Raw genomic sequence first — 21,520 nt, forward strand, 5'->3', positions numbered from 1 at the left:
CTAACTTAAGCGCTTCGGCTTTGAATTCAGGAGCATGTTTGATTCGTGTTTTCTTAATTGTCATTGTTCACCTCGTTAGTGATTGTACTCACTTAACTCAGTGTCCAAAACTTCTGGTGCAGATCATTATCACGGTATTGTGACTTCTACAAAGATCAATGGCCGTTTTATCATGAATCACATGACACAGTGTACTTTGAAAAAGAAGGAGAGCGAGAAAATAGTGTCGTACCGACAAACGTCATTGAGAACCTGTCAAATATCCTTCAAAAGACAGAAATACATAGTGATAGCAACTTGGATATACCTCTCAACTTAAAACTCAAATTTAGAGGTATATGTACCGAAAGCTTCCTGCTAAGCATTGCATTGGCTGAACAGCTTGAGATAGGCTGCTTCTGTATAGATGCAGGCACAAGGAACATCCTAAAGCACTTTGCACATAACATAGAGGCATTGATGCCAGAAGACTTCCTAGAGGTTATTGTTTCAAATAAAGATCATCAAATTATCAACAACTTGCTTTGGTTAAATTGTCACTCAAACATTAGTTCAATGTCATTCGATAGCATGGATGAGTTGATAAAGAATAGTAGAGACGAGAAATTAACAATACTGGTGAAATTTTTTCAATCTCACAGTGAGGGCGAGTGGGGGGAAAATAATATACTCCGTTTAATCATTTCGTGTTTGAAAAAAATGGTTATTGGAGAGCTTGTTACTGATAAATCAGATGTTGCTGAACAGCTACTCATCAGTTTACTTGTAATGCTAACCAATGGTGAATCAGTCACAGATACGACTACTGACAACCTAATTGATTTATTACCTGTACCTCTTTTTCTTGACCATTATGGGCAGGAAAAACATCATGGAGACTTAAAGTTAGTGCGACAAGCACTTTTCGATATCACAACAAAGTACACTGACTGTATTTCAAAAGCTCTACGACAAAATAACCATTCAACATCAGCATTTTGGAATAAATTTGCAGCCAAATGTGATTAGATGAATAGAACTCCAACTCACGTTATTAACATTTTCAATGGCATTTAAAGTCATAATTTCACACAACTATAGCTGCAACATTATAAGTCATACTAGGTTCGCAACATTACACCTAAACGTTAACGTTCTTAAGCGTGAAACGTTAGAAGATGCAGTTGCTAACCCAGAGAACTACCCACAGCTAACTATCCGTGTATCGGGTTACGCTGTACGTTTCAACTCTCTAACGACTGAACAGCAACGTGACGTTATCGCACGTACGTTCACTGAGTCTCTATAATTTTTAGAGCTTGAATTAGAATATAAAAACGGCGCTCATTGAGCGCCGTTTTTATTTGTTCAACAATACAGATGTACGTTACGGTTGAACTCGACGAAGCACTACTTTTAGCGCTTCAAAATCATTATCAAGATCTTCAGATAACAACTCCATCGCCGCGTGTTTTGCTAGCGGGCCTGGCAGTTCAATATCCGTACCTAAAATATCATCAACCACTTCTTTGAATTTCGCTGGGTGTGCTGTACACAAGAACAGACCAGTTTCGTTCTCTTGCAGTTGCTCTTCCAGTAGACGGTAAGCAATCGCACCATGTGGTTCACATAGGTAACCCTGTGCTTTTAGGTCACGTACTGACTCAGCACTTTGCTCGTCAGATACCTTACCTTTACCTAGTGTATCTAAGCCCCAACCTTTCAGTTGGCAAAGCTCTTCAATACGAGGCCAGTTGTTTGGTTGGCTCACGTCCATCGCGTTTGATGTTGTTGCTACCGTTGGCTTTGGATCCCATTGCCCTGTTTCTAGGTAACGAGGAACCGTGTCATTTTCGTTGGTTGCAGCAATGAAACGCTTCACAGGTAGGCCTAGTGCTTTAGCAAGTAGACCTGCTGTAAGGTTACCAAAGTTACCACTTGGTACTGAGATAACAAGGTTCTCACGTTGCTCTTTAGTCAGCTGAGAAGCCGCCTCAAAGTAGTAACAGATCTGAGCCATTAAACGGCTGATGTTGATAGAGTTTGCCGAGTTAAGGCCAATCTCTTTACGCAGCTCAGCATCGTCAAATGCATCTTTCACTAGCGCCTGACACGCATCAAAGTCGCCATCGATCGCCACAGTATGGATGTTCTTACCTAGCGTACAAAACAGCTTCTCTTGCAGTGGGCTGATCTTGCCTTTCGGGTAAAGGATCACAACATTGATGTCTTCCATACCGTAGAAAGCGTGCGCAACCGCCGCACCAGTATCACCTGATGTTGCCGTTAAAATAGTGATTTGACCACCATCTGAAACAGCTGCTAAAGATTGAGCCATAAAGCGGCCACCAAAATCTTTAAACGCGAGTGTTGGGCCGTGGAAAAGCTCAAGCGCGTAAACACCATCTTTTACTTGCTTGATAGGTGCAGGGAACTGGAACGCCGCATCTACCAATTGAGCAACCTGTTCTTTTGGTAGCTCATCGCCGATTAAAGCCGAAAGAATCTTTGAACTACGAGGGACAAAGTCCTCTGCTAGCAGCGCATCGATATCATCAAACTTTGGCAGTTCAGATGGGAAAAATAGACCTTGATTGCGGCCTAGACCTTGACGAACGGCTTGGCCAAAAGAGACTTGCTCGTCATTTTCTTTGATGTTGTACAGCTTCATAACTCACTTCCTGTAACGATCGAACCTTGCTTATCTAAGCGACAAACGTGGACGAATCCTTCTTCGTTTTGTACGTAATTTTGTTCTAACCAGCGTGCAACACGCTCGGCGACATCTTGTTCTTTGCAAATGCTAAATAGAGTTGGACCACTACCGGAGATCCCAGTAGCAAGCGCTCCAGCTGAGGTTGCGTATTTACGCGCATCAGCAAACCCTGGAAGCAGTTTCTCACGATATGGTTCAGCAATCACGTCTTTGATCATCTTCGCTGCTAGCTCTGGCTGACCAGAGTGGCAAGCATGGATGAAACCCGCTAAATGGCGACCATGAGCAATGACATCTTGGCGACGATATTGAGAAGGTAGAATCTCGCGAGCTTCTGCCGTTGAAACCTTAATGCCCGGATATGCCATTACCCAGTACCAGTCATCAAAACATGGAACTTCTTGACTAATGATACCTAACTCTTCCAGCATTAATTGCACACCACCAAGGTAACAGGGTGCAACGTTATCGTAGTGGATGCCGCCTGAAATTTTACCTTCCATTTCGCCCATCAGAGCAAGCAGTTCAGTTTCATTCAGTGGCTGACCATGAAAACGGTTTAAAGCATCCAGTGCCGCAACAATTGAACAAGCACTTGAACCTAAACCAGAACCAATAGGCATGTTCTTTTCTAGTGTCATTTCCAAAGGCTTAACCGCAACGCCTTTTTTATCAAGCTCTCTAGAGAACACAACCCAGCAGTCGTAGACAATGTTTTCTTTGGTTTCAGTTGGCAGCTTAGAAACAAAACTGCCTGCTGTTTTTAGTGTGAATGATTCATCACCTGCTTTAACCATAACTTGGTCACCGAGCAGCGTGCCATCCACTGGAGACACAGCTGCCCCCAGCACATCAAACCCTACACTGACATTGCCGATTGATGCAGGCGCATAAACAACAACATCCATATCACTTGAACTCATTCCTAAACTCCTAATTTCCAACCAAGAGTACGCATCACATCAGAGAATACGCCTGCTGCTGTAACTTCAGTACCCGCACCGTAGCCACGTAATACTAGAGGGATCGGTTGGTAGTAACGGCTGTAGAATGCTAATGCGTTCTCGCCATCTTTAATCTTGAACATTGGGTCGTCGCCATCAACAGCGGCGATACGAACTTTACACTTACCATCGGCGATTTCACCCACATAACGAAGTACTTTGCCTTCTTCTGCTGCGATCGCTGACTGTTCTTGGAAGTAAGCATCCGCTTCTGGCAAGCGAGCCATAAACTCTTCAACCGTGCCTGAATCATCAAAACCCGGTGGCAATGCTTGGTCAACTTCAACATCTTCAAGCTCAAGTGCCATGCCCGCTTCTCGAGCGAGAATAAGCAGTTTACGCGCCACATCCATACCCGATAAATCATCACGAGGATCCGGTTCAGTAAAGCCGTTATCTTTTGCAATATTGGTTGCTTGACTGAGTGTCATACCTTCATCAAGCTTACCGAAGATGTAAGACAGTGAACCAGAAAGAATGCCGTTGAATTTCTCAAGTTCATCACCCGCAGAGATTAGGTTCTGTAGGTTTTCGATGACCGGTAGACCTGCGCCTACTGTTGTCTCGTACATCAACTTACGACGTGAATTACGTGCAACTTCACGAAGCTGATGGTAGTAAGCCATGCTCGCTGTATTTGCTTTCTTATTTGGTGTTACCACGTGGAAACCAGCCGCTAGGAAATCAGCGTATTGCGCCGCAATGCCTTCGCTAGACGTACAGTCAACCAATACTGGATTGATAATGTGGTTACGTTGAACAAGTGCATTTAAGCGCGCTAAGCTAAACTCTTCTGTCGCGCTCGACATGCGATCACGCCACTGCTCTAGCGGCAGACCATCGCTATCTAGCAACAAGCCTTTGCTGTTTGCTAAACCACATACGCGAATCACGATGCCTTTTTCAGCCAGTTTGCCTTGTTGACGTTGGATCTGGTCAACAAGCTCACCACCAACACCACCAACACCAACAACGAATACGTCAAGGAAGTGCTTAGAGTTAAATAGGTTCTCGTGACACGCTTTGATCGCTTCAGAGATTTTGTCTTCAGGAATAACCGCAGAGATCGCACGCTCAGAAGAACCTTGCGCGATAGCAACGATGTTGACGTTCACTTCAGCTAAAGAAGAGAAGAACTGAGAAGCAACGCCACGTGAAGTACGCATACCGTCACCCACCAGCGTCACAATCGCAACATCATCCATGAACTCAACAGGCTCTAATAGGCCATCTTTAAGTTCAAGTTCAAACGCGTCTGACAGCACTTGCTTCGCTTTCACTTTGTCAGCCGATTCAATACAGAAGCTGATGCTGTACTCTGAAGAAGATTGAGTAATAAGGACGATAGAAACGCCGGCAGAAGACATTGCGCCGAATACACGACTCGCCATACCTACCATGCCCTTCATACCTGGGCCTGATACGTTAACCATCGTTAGGTCACTTAGCGTAGTGATGCCTTTGATTGCTAGGTTATCTTCGCCAGTGTCTTGGCCGATCAAAGTACCTGCACCCTGTGGGTTGAAGCTGTTTTTGATTAGGCAAGGAATATGGAATTGCGCGATAGGAGCGATAGTCTTCGGGTGTAGAACCGAAGCGCCGAAGTAAGAAAGCTCCATCGCTTCTTGATAGCTTAGCGATTTAAGAAGACGAGCATCATCCACTAAACGCGGGTCACAGTTGTAAACACCATCGACATCTGTCCAGATCTCACAACAATCAGCGCGTAGACATGCCGCTAGAACCGCTGCTGAATAATCAGAGCCATTGCGACCAAGCGTTACTAACTCACCTTTTTCATTACCAGCCGTAAAGCCCGGCATGATGTTTACGTGACCTTCTGGAAGCGGTGATTGACGGAAGTTCTGAGTTGAAACATCCACATCGACCATCGCTTCAAGGTGGTCACCTTTAGCGTATAGGTATTGAACTGGGTCAATCAGGCTTGCCGGTTGACCTTTCGCTTCAAGTACCGCTTTCATCAACTGGATTGAAATTCGCTCACCTTTACTGATGATGCGAGCATTTACGTGATTTGGACACATACCCAGTAGGTTAATACCATTCACGAACTGCTTAAGTTGAGCAAGAGAGGTATCGACCTGCTCTTGAAATGCAGAGCCATCGACTGACGGCAATACAGCTTGAATCTCTGCAAACAATGCAGCGAATGATGATTCGATCTCGGTGATCTGTACGTCTGCTTCACCATTTTTTAGTGCTGCTTCAATTACAGCAACCAGCTTATTGGTTGTTTTTCCTGGAGCCGATAGTACAACGGCTAGCTCTTCTTGCTGGGCATTATTAGCGATGATATCTGCTGCTCGTAAAAAACGATCTGCATCAGCTAATGATGAACCTCCAAACTTTAAAACGCGCATCCCTTTCTCCATAAGTCATAAAAATGGTACAAAAAAAGGCCTGTATCTTGTTGGATACAGGCCTTTTTTTTAAAATCCGTTACTTAGCAGCCTGCCCCAACAATGTGAATGTCGGTAATAATAATGGTGGTGGTCATTACTAGGTGGCTTACGTGCTGCATATCAAATTCTCTGCTTGTGCTTTACTCTACGTGTATCAATTTTTAGCACTACACGTCAATGAAAAGTTGATTTTTTTTTACATTCACACCATTTTTCAGAGCAAACCGCCATTTCAAGGATAAAACAGCGGCTATAAGCCTACAATTCAAAGATTGGGTTTGATATCAGAACAACAAAGTTAACCCATTGCATATATAGCCATAACAAAATGCTATATCGATTGTGCAGCGAACGTACAGATCTTGTGCTTTAATTGAACGATAACGTTCGAAGAACAATAATAATGACATCAGGAGTGGGAAGTGAAGAGATTACTTATTCTTTTAGCCTTTGCTATGCCTGTTGTTTGTTCAGCGAACAGCCTACCTCTGTTAAACAATTTGCCTTTGCTACCCAGTCAAATCGATCGTTCTGCCCATAAGTTTTTTATCTCAACACAAAATGCATCGAGTGAAAGCTTTGACACTTGGAAAGTCGATAGTGGCTATTCTTATAGTCTGTTTGCTGATGTAGATCTTTATGTCGGTACACGTATTAATAGTGATTCACTAAAATATGAGAGTGGATTATTGAGTGGTGTCAGCTATCAATTCTCAGAGAGAGTCTCTTTCAACAGTTCTCTACACACTTATAAAGATGAAACCGAGGACAGTGAAAAGTCGGTCGCCGCTGAGGTTTCAAGCCGAGTACAACTGACCGACAATCTAGATTTGCATGCCACCCTTGATTATGAAGAGTGGCAGCAAGGTGTTGAAGTGGGATTAGGATTTCGTTTCTAATCTATCTCATTTCGTGATTGATAAGCCCGTTAAGATTCAATCAACAATTCCGTTGAAATTAGCACACCATTCCAATCAGCATATATATAGTCACCAGGCTGAATCAGTTGATTGTGTACCGTGAGCGTGACATTAACTTGCCCAACACCGTGCTTCTCGGTTTTAAATGGTGATGCCCCAAGCGCTTGAATACCAAGATCCATCTGCGCCATCATCGCTACATCACGAACCGCACCATTCACAATCACGCCTTCCCAACCGTTTTCTATAGCTAGAATCGCCAATTGATCACCAAGCAGTGCTTTCTGACACGAGCCATTACCGTCTACGACGAGCACTTTGCCACTGCCGTCAGTCTCTAAAACCTCGCGAACCTTGGAATTATCGTGATAACAACGAACTGTTACAATTTTCCCCCAGAACGCACCACGTTGACCGAAGTTCTGCAATGGCATGTTCAGTTGGGTGACTTTGCTCTCAAATTCATCACACAAGTCGGGTGTTATATCGTGCATATATCCTCCGTGAGTAAGGCGTTACCTATTAAGTCAGGCGAGCCTCTATGCTTTTATATGTTATTAAAATTAATCCTTTGTTTTCATCATTCTATGCTCAATTTATTACTGAATAAAAGTTGATTGAGCATATTTATCTACTAGACTCTAAGGACAGCTTTCAGCTTCCTTGGTTCATAATCTGGTCTTTAGCAGGCGAGATGTAAGAACTATCTCGAATAATCATTCTGGTTTTGCTGCTAAATAATCACCATAACATTGGTTAAGTTGTAGCCATACTATTAAAGTTTGTTGCGATACGGCAATTGATGTAAATCAACAAAGTGAATGGAATTAACATTCTCGCGTTGTTAGCATGCTGTTAACATTATAGAATCCTCTGCAATCACTAAAAGAATGATTAAAAGGCGTACTGGATCTACGTTATTGGGCAATACTTCAAGGAAGGCAGATAGCTGGAAGTAAGTGTTTTTTTGAAAACTTTAAGTTATCATCAAAAATACATTACCTGTATGTTATGTTTTTGCCTAGAATTTATTCTATTAGCACAGTTTCGTCACAAATTTAGGTACCGCCAAATGCAAACCCCGCAGATTCTTATCGTTGAAGATGAGCAAGTAACTCGTAACACTCTAAAGAGTATTTTTGAAGCAGAGGGATATGCTGTTTTTGAGGCTAGCGACGGTGAAGAGATGCACCAAGTGCTATCTGACAACCAAGTTAACCTTGTAATTATGGACATCAACCTTCCTGGTAAGAATGGCCTACTACTTGCGCGTGAACTACGTGAGCAAGCAAATGTAGCGCTTATGTTCTTAACGGGTCGTGATAATGAAGTTGATAAGATCCTTGGCCTAGAGATCGGCGCTGATGACTACATCACTAAGCCTTTCAACCCTCGTGAACTGACTATCCGTGCACGCAACCTTCTTAACCGTTCAATGAGCACAAGCTCTGTTCAAGAAGAAAAGCGTAGCGTTGAGAAGTACGAGTTCAATGGTTGGGTACTAGACATCAACAGTCGTTCTCTGGTTAGCCCAGATGGCGAAGGCTACAAGCTACCTCGTTCAGAGTTCCGTGCTCTACTTCACTTCTGTGAGAACCCAGGTAAGATCCAAACACGTGCAGACCTTCTTAAGAAGATGACTGGCCGTGAGCTTAAGCCACACGATCGTACTGTAGACGTAACAATCCGTCGTATTCGTAAACACTTTGAGTCTGTTTCTGGTACGCCAGAAATCATCGCAACGATTCACGGTGAAGGCTACCGCTTTTGTGGTGACCTAGAAGACTAATTCGATTCGCGCTTCGGGCCGTTTAGTTCTTGTCATCGGTTAGCTGTTCTAAACCGATAGCACTTCTAAACCGTTAGCACTTATAAACTGATAGTACTTATAAACCAATAGTACTTCTAACAGTCGAAGCGTAATCAATAGTGATTAAAAAGGGAGAATGCCAACGCATTCTCCCTTTTTTATTGTTCATTGATCGCTAAGGTTTTAGTAAACCGTATCAACCTTAACGTCTTTCTCAACCAGCCACTTCACGGTTTCGCCGTCTTTGAGTTCAATCGCAACATCAACAGGCTTGTCACTATCGATCTCTAGCTGCCATACAAAAGCGACTTCCCACTGAGTTTCACTGTGTGTTCTTAAATCAAGATCGTCAGCTGTTACCAACAAGGTATCCGCACCCTGTTTAACCGTCACACTCTCAACCGCAAGCGTTGCTGGTAGTTGTGAGTCAGACTCTAGGTAGATAGAACCGTGCAGAGTCTTATCTTGAGCCTCTCCAATCGTAGGCATCTTGTTGTGCCACAGGTTGCTTTTCATTGTGACTGTCGCTGCAGATATTTCTACTTGGTTATCTTGCTGCCATTCTACTTGTGGTGCAGAACAACCCGCTAATGCCACGACACATGCGGCGAATGCTAATTTTTTCATTATTCTTCTACCTTTGATTTAACCAACTCTTTAAGACTTCAATGTCATTCTGGTATTCGTTATTTATTTCATCAACCCAATCTGAAATGTTCTCCCACCACGCAGGCATATCTGGAGATTGAGCTTTCTGAGCAACTTGCTGTATGCGCTTCAGGCCAATTGAACCTGCCGCACCTTTAATCTTATGCGCTTCAGAAACGATGCTGTCTTGATCTTTCGCCACCATGTTGGAATTCAATATTTCCATATATTCCGGCATCATATCTTCAAACATCACGATGCTGTCCAAAACCGGTTTCGACCCGACAATGTCAACATAAGACTCTAGCATATCAATATCAAGCAAAGAGGTATCAATCGTTGAAAGAGCAGGCTTACTCGCTACTACTTGCTCTACACCAATTACTTTCTTAACACCTGTTACCTTTTCAACACTGGTGACTTTCCCAACATCCTTTGCCGTATCAATACCCTTGGCTTTCTCAATAGCCTCTGGCGCATCCTCGATAAGATCGCTGATGACATCCTGGATTGCACGAACCGACAGTGGTTTACTGATCGCTTCGTCCATGCCTTTCTGGAAGTATTCTTGCTTGTTGTTTAATACGTTTGCGGTTAATGCCACCAAAGGCGGCAGCTTGCTGTATTTCTCTCGATAGTACTGAGCAATATCGAAGCCCGTCATATCTGGTAACTGGATATCCAGTAATACCAAGTCATAATCTTTCGGGTTGAAAACGATTTGCGCCTCTTTACCCGTCATTACGACTGTCACTTCATGACCAAGGCTTTCAAGTAGAGAGCGAGCTACTGTGATATTAAGCTCAATATCTTCGACCATGAAGATCTTAAGATTGGACTGCTTTCTTGGCGTTTTGATCAGAGCCTGAGTATCGTGATTAACAGGCACTCGAATCGAAACCGTAAAGGTACTACCAAAGCCCTCTTCACTGGTGACTTCAATGTGACCATCCATCATATTGATCAGCTGTTGAGACACGGCAAGACCAATTCCGGTACCGACAGCGTGTAGATTATCTGTTCCCGACTTCACCTGGTAGTACATCGCGAAGATCTTCTCAATTTCACTTTCAGGAATACCAATTCCGGTGTCTTCTACTTCCATGGTGATGTTGGCAAAGTCGCCATCAACTTCAGCGCTGACTGTCATCACCACACCACCATCTTTGGTGAACTTCATGGCATTACTAACAAGGTTCCACAACACCTGTCTAAGACGAGTACCATCCACTTCGACCGCAGCAGGAAGATCCGATAACCTTTCAAGATCAAACCTTAACCCTTTTTGCTCTGCCATTAACGCAGAAATACTCTCGATCTCAACAACGAAATCTTCAAAGTTGAGCGGAGTTGGGAATAACTCAAGTTTACGACGATCAAATTTATCCATATCGATAATATCGTTAAAGATATTACCCAATGTCACCGCGCTCACCTTGATGGTTTGCATCTGCTTGCGCTGCTCGGTCGTCAGTTGGCTATCCAACAACATACGACTCAAGCCGATGATGCCATTGAGCGGTGTTCTTAACTCGTGGCTAATGGTTGAGATAAAGGTGGTCTTATCGCGACTGGCTTTCTCCAGTGACTCTTGGTGCTCTTTACGCTCGGTAATATCACGACCAAAACCGACCAAGCCCAAGTGACGACCTTCTTTACTGTAGAAAGGCACCTTACGCAGTTCGAAGTAGCTCTTACGACCATCAGGGTATTCCAGCCATTGGTCATAAGTCAGCGCTTGGTTGTCAGCAAATACTTTCTTGTCAGTTTCAACAACTTGTTGAGCGATCTCTTTGCTATAAACATCCCAAGGCGTTAAGCCAACGAGATCTTTTTCTGTCTTGCCAGTAAGCTCTTCAACTGCACGGTTACAACCAGAGAACACACCATCTTCATTGCGATAGTAAATAAGATCAGGAGAGGCATCGATAAACGAGCGTAGCAGTGCCGTACGCTCTGCGAGTTCAAGCTGAGTTCGCTCACGCTGGAACACCTCATTTTCGAGATCGTGCATTGCTTCTGCACGCGCTTCTTCCGCTTTTTCACGCTCTTCAATTTCTTGATTAAGCTTCTCGATATTGAGTTGCAGTTTATTGTTGAGCTCTTGATCTCGCTCTCGCATGTCACCAAGCTTAGAGACCAATTTCGCCAACCTTTGACGAGACTCTTCCAGCTGGTCTACGACCACTGATAGGAAATAAACCGCCCAAGGCGTGATCACTAAACCGAAGAAAACCGAACGGACAATGTCGATATCATCAACATTACCTTTGAGTGCGAGGGTAATACCCACTTGCACAACAACTGCGAGGGCTACAAGCGCTAAGGCGAGTAAGATAGAAAAGCGGACAATCCCCAGTTTTACGAGTAGATCCACGTAATACTGAGCGAGATTTTTCATGGGTTTCATTTAACGCTCCATGCGATAAGACTAGCAATATTCTACCCTGTTTAAAGAGAGGAGGTAAGCTAGCTACATCACACGCAGCAAGAGAGCTACAGTTATATTGTTTAAAACAGATAAGTGGGATAAATAGAGGTGCAGCAAGAGATAAATACGCTTATCGAATTGAGGAAGGATGCACCATCGAACGGTTTCGACCATCGGATTTAGCTTGATACAACGCACTGTCAGCCAAGGCAACCGCCGAATCCATTTCATCATCAGGTGTAGGAATGTAAGAGATAATACCAATACTCACCGTGATGAATTCAGAGACATTCGATTTCTCATGCGCCAGTTCCAATTTAAGGATCCCATCATGGATACGCTGTGCCACCAGCTGAGCACCCTCAGCCGTGGTATTCGGTAGAATAAAACCGAACTCTTCGCCGCCGTAACGAGCCACACAATCCGATGAACGGTTCAGCACCTGCTTAAATGCCTGAGAGACTTGGATCAGAGCATCATCACCTTGTTGATGTCCGTAAAAATCGTTGTAACCTTTAAAGAAATCGATGTCACACAGCATAATCGTCAGTGGTAATTTCTCACGCACATGATAATGCCACAGCGTCGAAAGCTGCTCATCAAAGCGACGGCGGTTGGAAACCTGAGTCAAGCTATCCATAAAGCTAAGACGCTCAAGCTCAAGGTTAGCTTCTTCAAGTTTCTGCTCCGCAAGGTAACGTTCTGTAATATCACGCGCCATGATCAACACACCATTAGTGCTTGATGCCAGATCTCTAAACGGTGATTTCACCACATCATACCAAGTGTATTCGCCATCACTAGAGACGACCTTATCGATATAGCGTAATGACTTACCTTGATGAAGCACTTGGTGGTCGGTGTCTGAAATACGCATATACATACTATTAGGCACCACATCTTGCAGGCGCTTACCGACCAAATCACTCACTTCCGAGATACCCAGCGCTGCCACAAATGGCTTATTACACGCTTGGTAAACCATATTTTCGTTGAAGATACCAATCGAGTCAGGGCTCGCTTCCAAGATGTTTTGGAGGATGGTGTCACGTTGGGCAAGCGCGACTTCGGTATCTTTTCGCTTTTCCATTTCGCCGCGCAGCTTTTGCTGCATGTCGTGCCAATCGGTCACATCATGGCTAATTGAGAGCGTGCCTATGGTTGATCCATCTTGCGAGAGCAAGACACTTTGATAGGTTTCAAGCAAACAACCCTTACCGTCTTGATCCGTTGTCCACGAACGTTCACTGACTCGACCTTTTAAAGCCCCGCCAGAAACACTCAAAGTGCCCTCTTCTGAGCGACCATGCCAAAACTTTTTAAACGAGCGATTACTCGTCACCAACTCACCCTTTTGATCTTTTACATAGATCAGCTCAGATAAAGAATCCAAAGCGGTACGCGCGACATTAAGCTCACGAACTTCTTGGGACACCTCTTCATCTGTATTTTTATACGGTGATGCGTGAATCATCCACGCTTTCTTACTTCTAAAACGGATCCTGCGACCAACCAAATTGATCTTAAAGGACTCAAATTCAGACAGCGCCCACAGTGAGACCTGCTCAAATGATCGAGAGTTGATGTGATTGGTTAAGTAATGACGAAAGCTATTCTCGCTTTCAACGGTAGGAAATCGAAAGTTAACGCCAATTTGGCGAATACCAAGCAGCTGCATAGCTTGGCGATTGGCATATAAGATCTCTCCACTTCGAACATCAACAAAGTAGAGTGGCGATGGAGTAGCGAGTAGAAGTTTTTCAAGATGCGACTGATAACGTGAATAAAGATGCCAGCAGATGAGAGCAATCAGCAATACAACAACGATATAAATACCGTAGCCATACGCCCTGTCCCACAACCAAGTCATTACCAGTTCCATTTACTCTCAATCTATACCATAAAATCTGTGAGGGAAATGTTACCACTATTTGTTGGTTTTATCTGCTGTTACCGACAGTCACCATTTTCTATCAATTGACCGCGTTTAAAACGGGCAGTGTGTACTCGAATGCAGAGCCAGTTTTGATGCCTTGTGCGCCAGTTTTATCAAGCGAACGGCCAATCTCAGTCATCGCTAACCAACGGTTCTCACACCACAAAGGAGAGAGTAACGTTGGGCGTCTCGCCGCAGAAGATACTCGGTGATAAACCACGTTTGCTGGAGTACGTTGAATCACCTCAGTCGCGATATCAATGTACTCCTCAAGGCTTGGTGCTTCTAGCTTTCCGGCCTTCCACGCCTTAGCCATGGTACTGCCCTCTACTATATGGAGCCCGTGCAGCTTAATACCGTCGGTGCCAACGGCTAATACCTTATCTAAAGTTTCAAGGTTATCCGCTTTGGTTTCTTTGGGCAGGCCGACAATAAGGTGGGTACATATCTTGATGCCCAAAGCACGAGCGCGCCGAGTGATCGTTTCATACACCGCGAAATCGTGGCCACGGTTAATTCGCTTGAGGGTTTTATCATTGGCCGTTTGTAGTCCGAGCTCTAGCCAAATCTCATAGCCTTGTTTCACGTAACCCGACAGCAGTTCCAATACAGAATCAGGCACGCAATCAGGTCTTGTACCAACGCAAAGGCCAACAATATTGGCACCCGGAGCTTTAAGGGCTTCTTCGTACATGTTCTTGAGCACCTGCACTTCAGCATAAGTGCTAGTGTATGCCTGAAAGTAAGCAAGATACTTCTTAGCACGGGCAATCTCACCCGCACGGTCTTTTAATTGATCGGCAATACTTTGAATCTGAGTTTGTTCGTCGGAAAAAGACGCCACATTGCAAAAAGTGCAACCACCGCGACCGATTGTGCCGTCTCGATTTGGGCAGCTAAAACCACCATGAAGTGTCAGCTTGTGAACCTTTTCGCCATAACGACGTTGAAGGTCTTGGCCGATAGTATTAACCAACTCGTGTAATTGCATATTTTCAAAGCGCTCAAGTAAATAAAAATGAATCTCAGTCTTTTTCTGAAAAAAAATTACATCCCTGCAAAATTCGACCAATTAGTTTACGCAAGGCTTTTTGCGAGCAACCTATCAAATATCAATAAACATGCAAAAAATCGGCTCTATTTGCCTAATGTTGCACATTTGTTAGACATTAAATTCAAAATAAAACGAAAAAAATGGTCTACATGGACCAACTTTCATTGCAATTCGCCTAGACAAAATTGTAGGATACTTACACATATTGGCTATTTTTGAGTATTTACTTACACCTAAAACTTGCCAATAAGTCGGTGATACCCATATCCCACCTATATAAACCACTAGTTTGTGGCTAAAAATAAACGGATATCACTAAGGATTGTTTTTCTCGCAATACTTTTCCTGCGAGATACGGAAAGGATTCAAACCGCCAGCATAGGCAGGTTTAGACCCATAAATATAAAAGGACAAGGCTAACTTAATACAAATAAGTTGCGCCTAGATTTAACTGGAAGGATGTATCTATGGTAGATCAAGAGCAGAACTCACAGGGTCTGTATACTCCTGAATTGGAGCATGACGCTTGTGGTATCGGTTTTGTTGCGCATCTAAAGAATCGCAAATCTCATGATGTAGTAACTCAAGCACTCGATATGCTTGCACGTATGGAACACCGTGGCGGCCAAGGCTGCGATCCGTGTTCTGGTGATGGTGCAGGTATCCTGCTACAGAAGCCGCACGAATTCTTACTAGAAGAAGCCGTAAAGCTTGGAATTAAACTGCCATCTTTTGAAAAATATGGTGTTGGTGTTGTACTTTTCCCTAAAGATGAATACAAACGTGCACAGTGTCGTGACATTCTAGAACGCAATGCACAACGCCTTGAGTTAGAAGTTATCGGCTACCGTGAACTTCCAACTGACAATTCAATGATTGGTGCTGACCCATTAAGCACTGAACCTCAATTTGAACACGTATTTATTTCTGGCGGCCCTAGTATCACACCAGAAGAGCTTGAGCGTAAACTGTATGTTCTACGTAACTACACGGTTCGTGTATGCCTAGAAAGCGTTTCAAATATCGGTGATGACTTCTACATCAACTCTATGTCTTACAAGACATTGGTGTACAAAGGTCAGCTAACAACTGAACAAGTTCCTCAGTACTTCCTAGATCTGCAAAACCCAACCATGGTGACAGCTCTAGCACTGGTACACTCTCGCTTTTCTACCAATACATTCCCTCGTTGGCGTCTAGCTCAGCCTTTCCGTTACATCGCGCATAATGGCGAAATCAATACGGTTCGCGGCAACCTGAACTGGATGAAAGCACGTGAAGCAATCCTAGAATCGGATCTGTTTACACAAGCTGAAATCGACATGCTGCTTCCTATCTGTCAAGAAGGTAGCTCAGACTCATCAAACTTCGATATGGCGCTTGAGCTACTTGTTCTTTCAGGTCGTACTCTGCCACATGCGTTGATGATGATGATCCCGGAAGCATGGCAAGAAAACAAAAATATGGATCCAACTCGTCGTGCGTTCTACCAGTACCACGCGAACGTAATGGAACCATGGGATGGCCCAGCGTCAGTATGTTTCACCGATGGTGTTCAAGTTGGTGCAACTCTTGACCGTAACGGTCTGCGTCCTTCTCGCTACACAGTGACAAAAGACGACTTCCTAGTAATGGCGTCTGAATCTGGCGTAGTTGAAATCGCACCAGAAAACGTTGAATACCGTGGTCGTTTGCAACCTGGCCGTATCTTCGTTGCTGACCTTGAACAAGGTCGCATCATTTCTGATGAAGAAGTGAAAGACGGTATCGCTAAATCGCAACCCTACGAAAAATGGGTTGAAGAGAACCTTCTGAGCTTGAAAAAGCTACCCGATGCGAGCAACGAGTTTAACCAACCTTCTCCAGAGAAACTGCTACACAAACAACAATCGTTTGGTGTGAGCTCTGAAGAAGTAAACGAAATCATTCTCCCTCTTGCAAAAACAGGCTACGAGCCACTTTCTGCAATGGGTGCTGACTGGCCGCTCGCGATTCTTTCTCATCAATCGCAGCACCTTTCAAACTACTTCAAACAGCTGTTTGCACAAGTAACTAACCCGCCGATCGACCCGATTCGTGAGCGTATGGTTATGTCTCTGAACACTTACCTAGGTAAAGATCAGAACCTACTTGCTGAAACACCTGAACACTGTCAAAAAGTAGAACTTGAGTCTCCTGTTCTTTCTAACTCTGAGCTAGAAAAACTGCGTGCAATCGATAATGAGCACCTTCAGTCGAAGACGCTGGATATCGTATTCCAAGCGAACGGAGACCAAGGTAAGTTAGAGCGCGCACTTAAACGTATCTGCCAATATGCGGAAGATGCGGTTATTGATGGTTACTCTATCATTCTACTGACTGACCGTGCGGTTAACTCAAACCATGCCGCTATCCCAGCAATGCTGGCGGTTGGCGCGGTTCACCACCACCTAATCCGTAAAGGGCTACGTGCTAAGTGTGACATCGTGGTTGAAACGGGCGACGCTCGTGAGACACACCACTTTGCAACCTTAATTGGTTACGGTGCAAACGCAGTTAACCCATACCTAGTTATCGAAACGATTGTTGAACTGCAACGTACTAAGAAGCTAGATCCAAACGTTCATCCACGTGAGTTATTCGATAACTACCGTAAGGGTGTTAACGGCGGTCTACTGAAGATTTTCTCGAAGATGGGCATCTCTACGCTGCAGTCTTACCACGGCGCTCAAATCTTTGAAGCACTTGGTGTTAGCAAATCCGTGGTTGAAAAATACTTCACTGGTACTGTTTCTCGTATCCAAGGTCTAACGATCGACGATATCGCACGAGAAGTATTAGTTCGTCACCGTGTTGGTTACCCTGCTCGTGAAATCCCAGCTCAAGTTCTTGATGTTGGCGGTGTTTACCAGTGGAAACAACGTGGTGAGAAGCACTTATTCAACCCAGAAACCATTTCTCTACTTCAAGAATCGACGCGTAACAAAGATTACGGTCAATTCAAGAAGTACGCGAACGCCGTTGATGCTCAAGGCGACAACGCAGCAACACTACGTAGCCAACTTGATTTCATCAAGAACCCAGCAGGCTCTATTCCTCTAGCGGAAGTAGAACCTATTGAGAAAATCCTTAAGCGTTTCGCAACAGGCGCAATGAGCTTCGGTTCAATCTCGCATGAGGCTCACTCAACACTCGCTGTTGCAATGAACCGCATTGGCGCGAAGTCGAACTCAGGTGAAGGTGGTGAAGACCCAGCACGTTTCGAGCGTAAAGAAAATGGCGACTGGGAACGTTCAGCAATCAAACAGGTGGCTTCTGGTCGCTTTGGTGTAACGTCTTACTACCTATCTAACGCTGATGAGCTGCAAATCAAGATGGCTCAAGGTGCGAAACCTGGCGAAGGTGGTCAACTACCTGGTGATAAGGTTGATGACTGGATCGGCGCAACGCGTCACTCGACTCCGGGCGTAGGTCTTATCTCTCCACCGCCACATCACGATATCTACTCAATCGAAGATTTGGCTCAGCTGATCTACGATCTGAAAAACGCGAACCGTAATGGCCGTGTCAACGTGAAGCTAGTATCAGAAGCTGGCGTAGGTACGATTGCATCAGGTGTAGCAAAAGCGAAAGCTGACGTGGTACTTATCGCAGGTTTTGATGGTGGTACGGGTGCATCTCCGATGTCTTCTATCCGTCACACCGGTCTGCCTTGGGAGCTGGGTCTAGCGGAAACGCACCAAACACTACTGAAAAACGGCCTACGTAACCGTATCGTTGTTCAGTCTGATGGTCAGATGAAAACACCACGTGACCTTGCAGTCGCAACCTTACTTGGCGCTGAAGAATGGGGCGTAGCAACAGCTGCTCTAGTTGTTGAAGGCTGTATCATGATGCGTAAGTGTCACAAGAATACGTGTCCTGTTGGTATCGCAACACAAAACAAAACTCTTCGTGAGCGTTTCGACGGCCGCGTAGAAGACGTAGTAACGTTCTTCCAATACATGGCTGAAGGTCTACGTGAAGTAATGGCTGAACTTGGCTTTCGCTCTATTGATGAGATGGTAGGTCAATCGCACAAACTTAAAGTTCGTGATGACATCGGTCACTGGAAGTACAAGAACCTAGATCTAACACCGGTACTGCACATTGAGCAGGCTCGTGCAGAAGATGGTATCTACAACCAGACAACACAGAATCATAATCTTGAAGACGTTCTAGACCGTAAGTTGATTCAGGCTGCAATCCCAGCGCTTGAGAAAGGTGAAGCGGTTACCGCTCAGTTCCCTATCATCAACACGGACCGTTCAGCAGGCACGATGCTGTCGAACGAAATCTCGAAGGTTTACAAAGACCAAGGTTTACCACAGCCAATGAACGTTAAGTTCCACGGTAGTGCAGGTCAATCTTTCGGTGCGTTCCTTGCGAAAGGCGTTAAGTTCGAAGTAGAAGGCGATGCGAACGATTACTGGGGTAAAGGTCTGTCTGGCGGTACGTTGGTACTGTACCCAGATGCAAGATCGACTATCGTTGCTGAAGATAACATCGTGGTTGGTAACGTATGTTTCTACGGTGCAACCTCTGGTGAATCTTTCATTCGCGGTATGGCTGGCGAACGTTTCTGTGTTCGTAACTCTGGTGCGAAGGTTGTTGTTGAGGGTGTTGGTGACCACGGTTGTGAATACATGACTGGCGGCGCGGCAATTATCCTTGGTTCAACGGGTCGTAACTTTGCTGCAGGTATGAGTGGCGGTGTCGCTTATGTTTGGGATAAAGCAGGTGACTTCGAGACTAAGCTCAACGCAGAACTTGTAGACCTAGATCCAATTGAACAAGAAGATAAAGATCTTCTACTAGATATGCTAACTAAGCATGTTGAATTCACAGGAAGTGAAGTTGCTCAGTCTTTCCTAGACAACTTTGAAGCAAGTGTTGCATCGCTAGTTAAAGTAATGCCACGCGACTACAAAGCGGTTCTTCAAAAGCGTAAAGCTGAAGCACAACAGGCACAAACGGAAGAAGTGGAGGCAGTATAATGGGTAAGCCTACTGGATTTTTAGAACACGGTCGTGAGCTTCCAAAGAAGCTCGACCCGTCAGTTCGAATTGAAGACAACAAAGAGTTCGTACTTAACGAAGAGTTTGGTGAAAAGATCAATACTCAAGCATCTCGTTGTATGGACTGTGGCGTACCTTTCTGTCACAACGGCTGTCCGATTGGTAACATCATCCCAGAATTCAATGACGCTGTTTATCGCGACAGCTGGGAAGAGGCTTGGAACATTCTTAGCTCTACCAATAACTTCCCTGAGTTTACAGGTCGTGTTTGTCCTGCTCCTTGTGAAAGTGCCTGTGTTCTTGGCATCAACCAAGACCCAATCACTATCTGTAATATAGAGAAAACGATTGTAGAAACTGCGTACCGTGAAGGGTACGCAAAGCCTAAAACACCACGCTCTCGCACAGGGAAAACTGTCGCAGTTATCGGTTCAGGCCCAGCAGGCTTAGCCGCAGCTGAACAGCTAAACAGTGCAGGTCACTCGGTAACGGTATTTGAACGTGACGAGAAAGTGGGTGGTCTACTTCGCTTCGGTATCCCAGATTTCAAACTGGGCATGGACGTGATTGATCGTAAGATCAACCTAATGGCTGAAGCTGGCGTTGAGTTTAAAGTGAACCAACACATCGGTGTTGATGTTAATGCTCAACAGCTACGCCAAGAGTTTGATGTGGTATTGCTAACAGGTGGTTCTACGGTTCCACGTGACTTGCCAATCCCAGGTCGTGAGCTGAAAGGCGTTCACTTTGCCATGGAATTCCTTGGTCAAAATAATCGCCGTGCAAACGACTTAGATCTTAAGACAGAAGAGCTTCACGCTAAAGATAAGCACATTGTGGTTATCGGTGGTGGTGATACGGGCTCTGACTGTGTAGGCACATCAAACCGTCATAAAGCAGCAAGCATTACTCAGGTTGAGATCATGCCGATCCCACCAGAGAAACGCCCTGCAAATATGCCTTGGCCTCAATACCCAATGATCATGAAAACCACCACTTCTCACGAAGAAGGTTGTGAACGTCATTGGAACATCTTAACCAAAGAGTTCATTAGCGACGATCAAGGTCAAGTAACGGGTCTACGTATCGCTGACATCGTTTGGCAAGACGCAAAACCAGGCGAACGTCCAGGTTTTGATGAAGTAGCGAACTCTGAACGTGTTATTCCATGTGACATGGCATTCCTTGCAATGGGCTTCTTACACCCAGAGCCAACAGGCGTGCTTGCTCAACTAGACATTAAACTGGACGAGCGCGGTAACGTCGCTTCTGAAGGTTTTGCGACTAACCAGAAAGGCGTTTTCGCTGCTGGTGATATGCGTACTGGCCAATCTCTGGTTGTACGTTGTATTAATGAAGGTCGTGAATGTGCAATTGCCATTGATGACTTCTTAATGGGTAACTCAAACTTAGAAGCGAAAGCTGATTCACTCATGCTTTCCGCATAATATTTCTCGGGCTAACGTCGATGACGTTAGCCTAGAGGAAAAGCAACACCCTTCCTAACTTTTATGTTTGGCTAGCACTCGATGCTAGCCTTTTTTCTATCTGCCTTACGGCTCC

General features: G+C 44.7%; 13 protein-coding genes, 2 pseudogenes and 1 other annotated feature. Of the genes and pseudogenes, 7 read left to right on the top strand and 8 right to left on the bottom strand.

Annotated elements, in window-relative coordinates:
* Nucleotides 1–189: 189 nt before the first annotated feature.
* Nucleotides 190–1,008: a hypothetical protein gene (locus L3V35_RS20185; RefSeq protein WP_237300545.1), complete on the top strand. Its 819-nt coding sequence runs from the start codon at nucleotides 190–192 to the stop codon at nucleotides 1,006–1,008.
* A gap of 109 nt (nucleotides 1,009–1,117) precedes the next feature.
* Nucleotides 1,118–1,288 (top strand): annotated as a pseudogene (locus L3V35_RS20190) (autonomous glycyl radical cofactor GrcA); the annotation flags it as partial.
* 78 nt (nucleotides 1,289–1,366) lie between these two features.
* Here L3V35_RS20190 and thrC read toward each other — a convergent pair.
* The 3 genes from thrC to thrA are packed head-to-tail and all read right to left on the bottom strand — an operon-like array spanning nucleotide 1,367 to nucleotide 6,080.
* Nucleotides 1,367–2,650, bottom strand: coding sequence for a threonine synthase (gene thrC / locus L3V35_RS20195; protein WP_004734997.1), 1,284 nt, complete (start codon nucleotides 2,648–2,650; stop codon nucleotides 1,367–1,369).
* Nucleotides 2,647–3,603 (bottom strand): homoserine kinase, encoded by a 957-nt coding sequence (thrB, locus tag L3V35_RS20200; protein ID WP_237300584.1) that lies wholly within the window; start codon nucleotides 3,601–3,603, stop codon nucleotides 2,647–2,649. Before thrB ends, thrC begins: the two co-directional genes overlap by 4 nt.
* A gap of 17 nt (nucleotides 3,604–3,620) precedes the next feature.
* Entirely contained in the window at nucleotides 3,621–6,080 is a 2,460-nt protein-coding gene (gene thrA, locus L3V35_RS20205; protein ID WP_054547806.1) for a bifunctional aspartate kinase/homoserine dehydrogenase I, read from the bottom strand.
* 29 nt (nucleotides 6,081–6,109) lie between these two features.
* Nucleotides 6,110–6,228, bottom strand: a sequence feature (Thr leader region).
* Between the two features lie 316 nt (nucleotides 6,229–6,544).
* Here thrA and L3V35_RS20210 point away from each other — a divergent pair.
* Nucleotides 6,545–7,021, top strand: coding sequence for a ribonuclease regulator (locus tag L3V35_RS20210; protein ID WP_237300546.1), 477 nt, complete (start codon nucleotides 6,545–6,547; stop codon nucleotides 7,019–7,021).
* Nucleotides 7,022–7,050: 29 nt separating this feature from the next.
* On the opposite strand, the gene L3V35_RS20215 is transcribed toward L3V35_RS20210, so the two are convergent.
* Nucleotides 7,051–7,536 (bottom strand): putative 4-hydroxy-4-methyl-2-oxoglutarate aldolase, encoded by a 486-nt coding sequence (locus tag L3V35_RS20215; RefSeq protein WP_004734993.1) that lies wholly within the window; start codon nucleotides 7,534–7,536, stop codon nucleotides 7,051–7,053.
* A gap of 47 nt (nucleotides 7,537–7,583) precedes the next feature.
* Here L3V35_RS20215 and L3V35_RS20220 point away from each other — a divergent pair.
* Nucleotides 7,584–7,742 (top strand): annotated as a pseudogene (locus L3V35_RS20220) (ribonuclease activity regulator protein RraA).
* 372 nt (nucleotides 7,743–8,114) lie between these two features.
* A complete protein-coding gene (gene arcA / locus L3V35_RS20225) occupies nucleotides 8,115–8,831 on the top strand; it encodes a two-component system response regulator ArcA (RefSeq protein ID WP_004741534.1) in 717 nt (238 codons plus the stop codon).
* 204 nt (nucleotides 8,832–9,035) lie between these two features.
* Here arcA and L3V35_RS20230 read toward each other — a convergent pair whose 3' ends face one another.
* The 4 genes from L3V35_RS20230 to L3V35_RS20245 all read right to left on the bottom strand — a co-directional run bounded on the left by L3V35_RS20230 (nucleotide 9,036) and on the right by L3V35_RS20245 (nucleotide 14,858).
* Nucleotides 9,036–9,479, bottom strand: a complete 444-nt coding sequence (locus L3V35_RS20230; protein ID WP_004734990.1) for a hypothetical protein — start codon at nucleotides 9,477–9,479, stop codon at nucleotides 9,036–9,038.
* A 7-nt stretch (nucleotides 9,480–9,486) separates the two neighbouring features.
* Nucleotides 9,487–11,910, bottom strand: coding sequence for an aerobic respiration two-component sensor histidine kinase ArcB (gene arcB / locus L3V35_RS20235; RefSeq protein WP_054547807.1), 2,424 nt, complete (start codon nucleotides 11,908–11,910; stop codon nucleotides 9,487–9,489).
* Nucleotides 11,911–12,061: 151 nt separating this feature from the next.
* Nucleotides 12,062–13,813: a diguanylate cyclase gene (locus tag L3V35_RS20240; RefSeq protein WP_017077703.1), complete on the bottom strand. Its 1,752-nt coding sequence runs from the start codon at nucleotides 13,811–13,813 to the stop codon at nucleotides 12,062–12,064.
* 91 nt (nucleotides 13,814–13,904) lie between these two features.
* Complete coding sequence (locus L3V35_RS20245; protein ID WP_017087516.1) at nucleotides 13,905–14,858, bottom strand: TIGR01212 family radical SAM protein; 954 nt, start codon at nucleotides 14,856–14,858, stop codon at nucleotides 13,905–13,907.
* A gap of 530 nt (nucleotides 14,859–15,388) precedes the next feature.
* Here L3V35_RS20245 and gltB point away from each other — a divergent pair.
* Together gltB and L3V35_RS20255 are read left to right on the top strand one after the other, a co-directional pair.
* Nucleotides 15,389–19,936, top strand: a complete 4,548-nt coding sequence (gltB, locus tag L3V35_RS20250) for a glutamate synthase large subunit (protein WP_237300547.1) — start codon at nucleotides 15,389–15,391, stop codon at nucleotides 19,934–19,936.
* Nucleotides 19,936–21,405 (top strand): glutamate synthase subunit beta, encoded by a 1,470-nt coding sequence (locus L3V35_RS20255; protein ID WP_004734985.1) that lies wholly within the window; start codon nucleotides 19,936–19,938, stop codon nucleotides 21,403–21,405. Before gltB ends, L3V35_RS20255 begins: the two co-directional genes overlap by 1 nt.
* Nucleotides 21,406–21,520 lie beyond the last annotated feature (115 nt).

Source organism: Vibrio sp. L5-1 (assembly GCF_021728315.1).
Taxonomy (GTDB): Bacteria; Pseudomonadota; Gammaproteobacteria; order Enterobacterales; family Vibrionaceae; genus Vibrio; species Vibrio splendidus_K.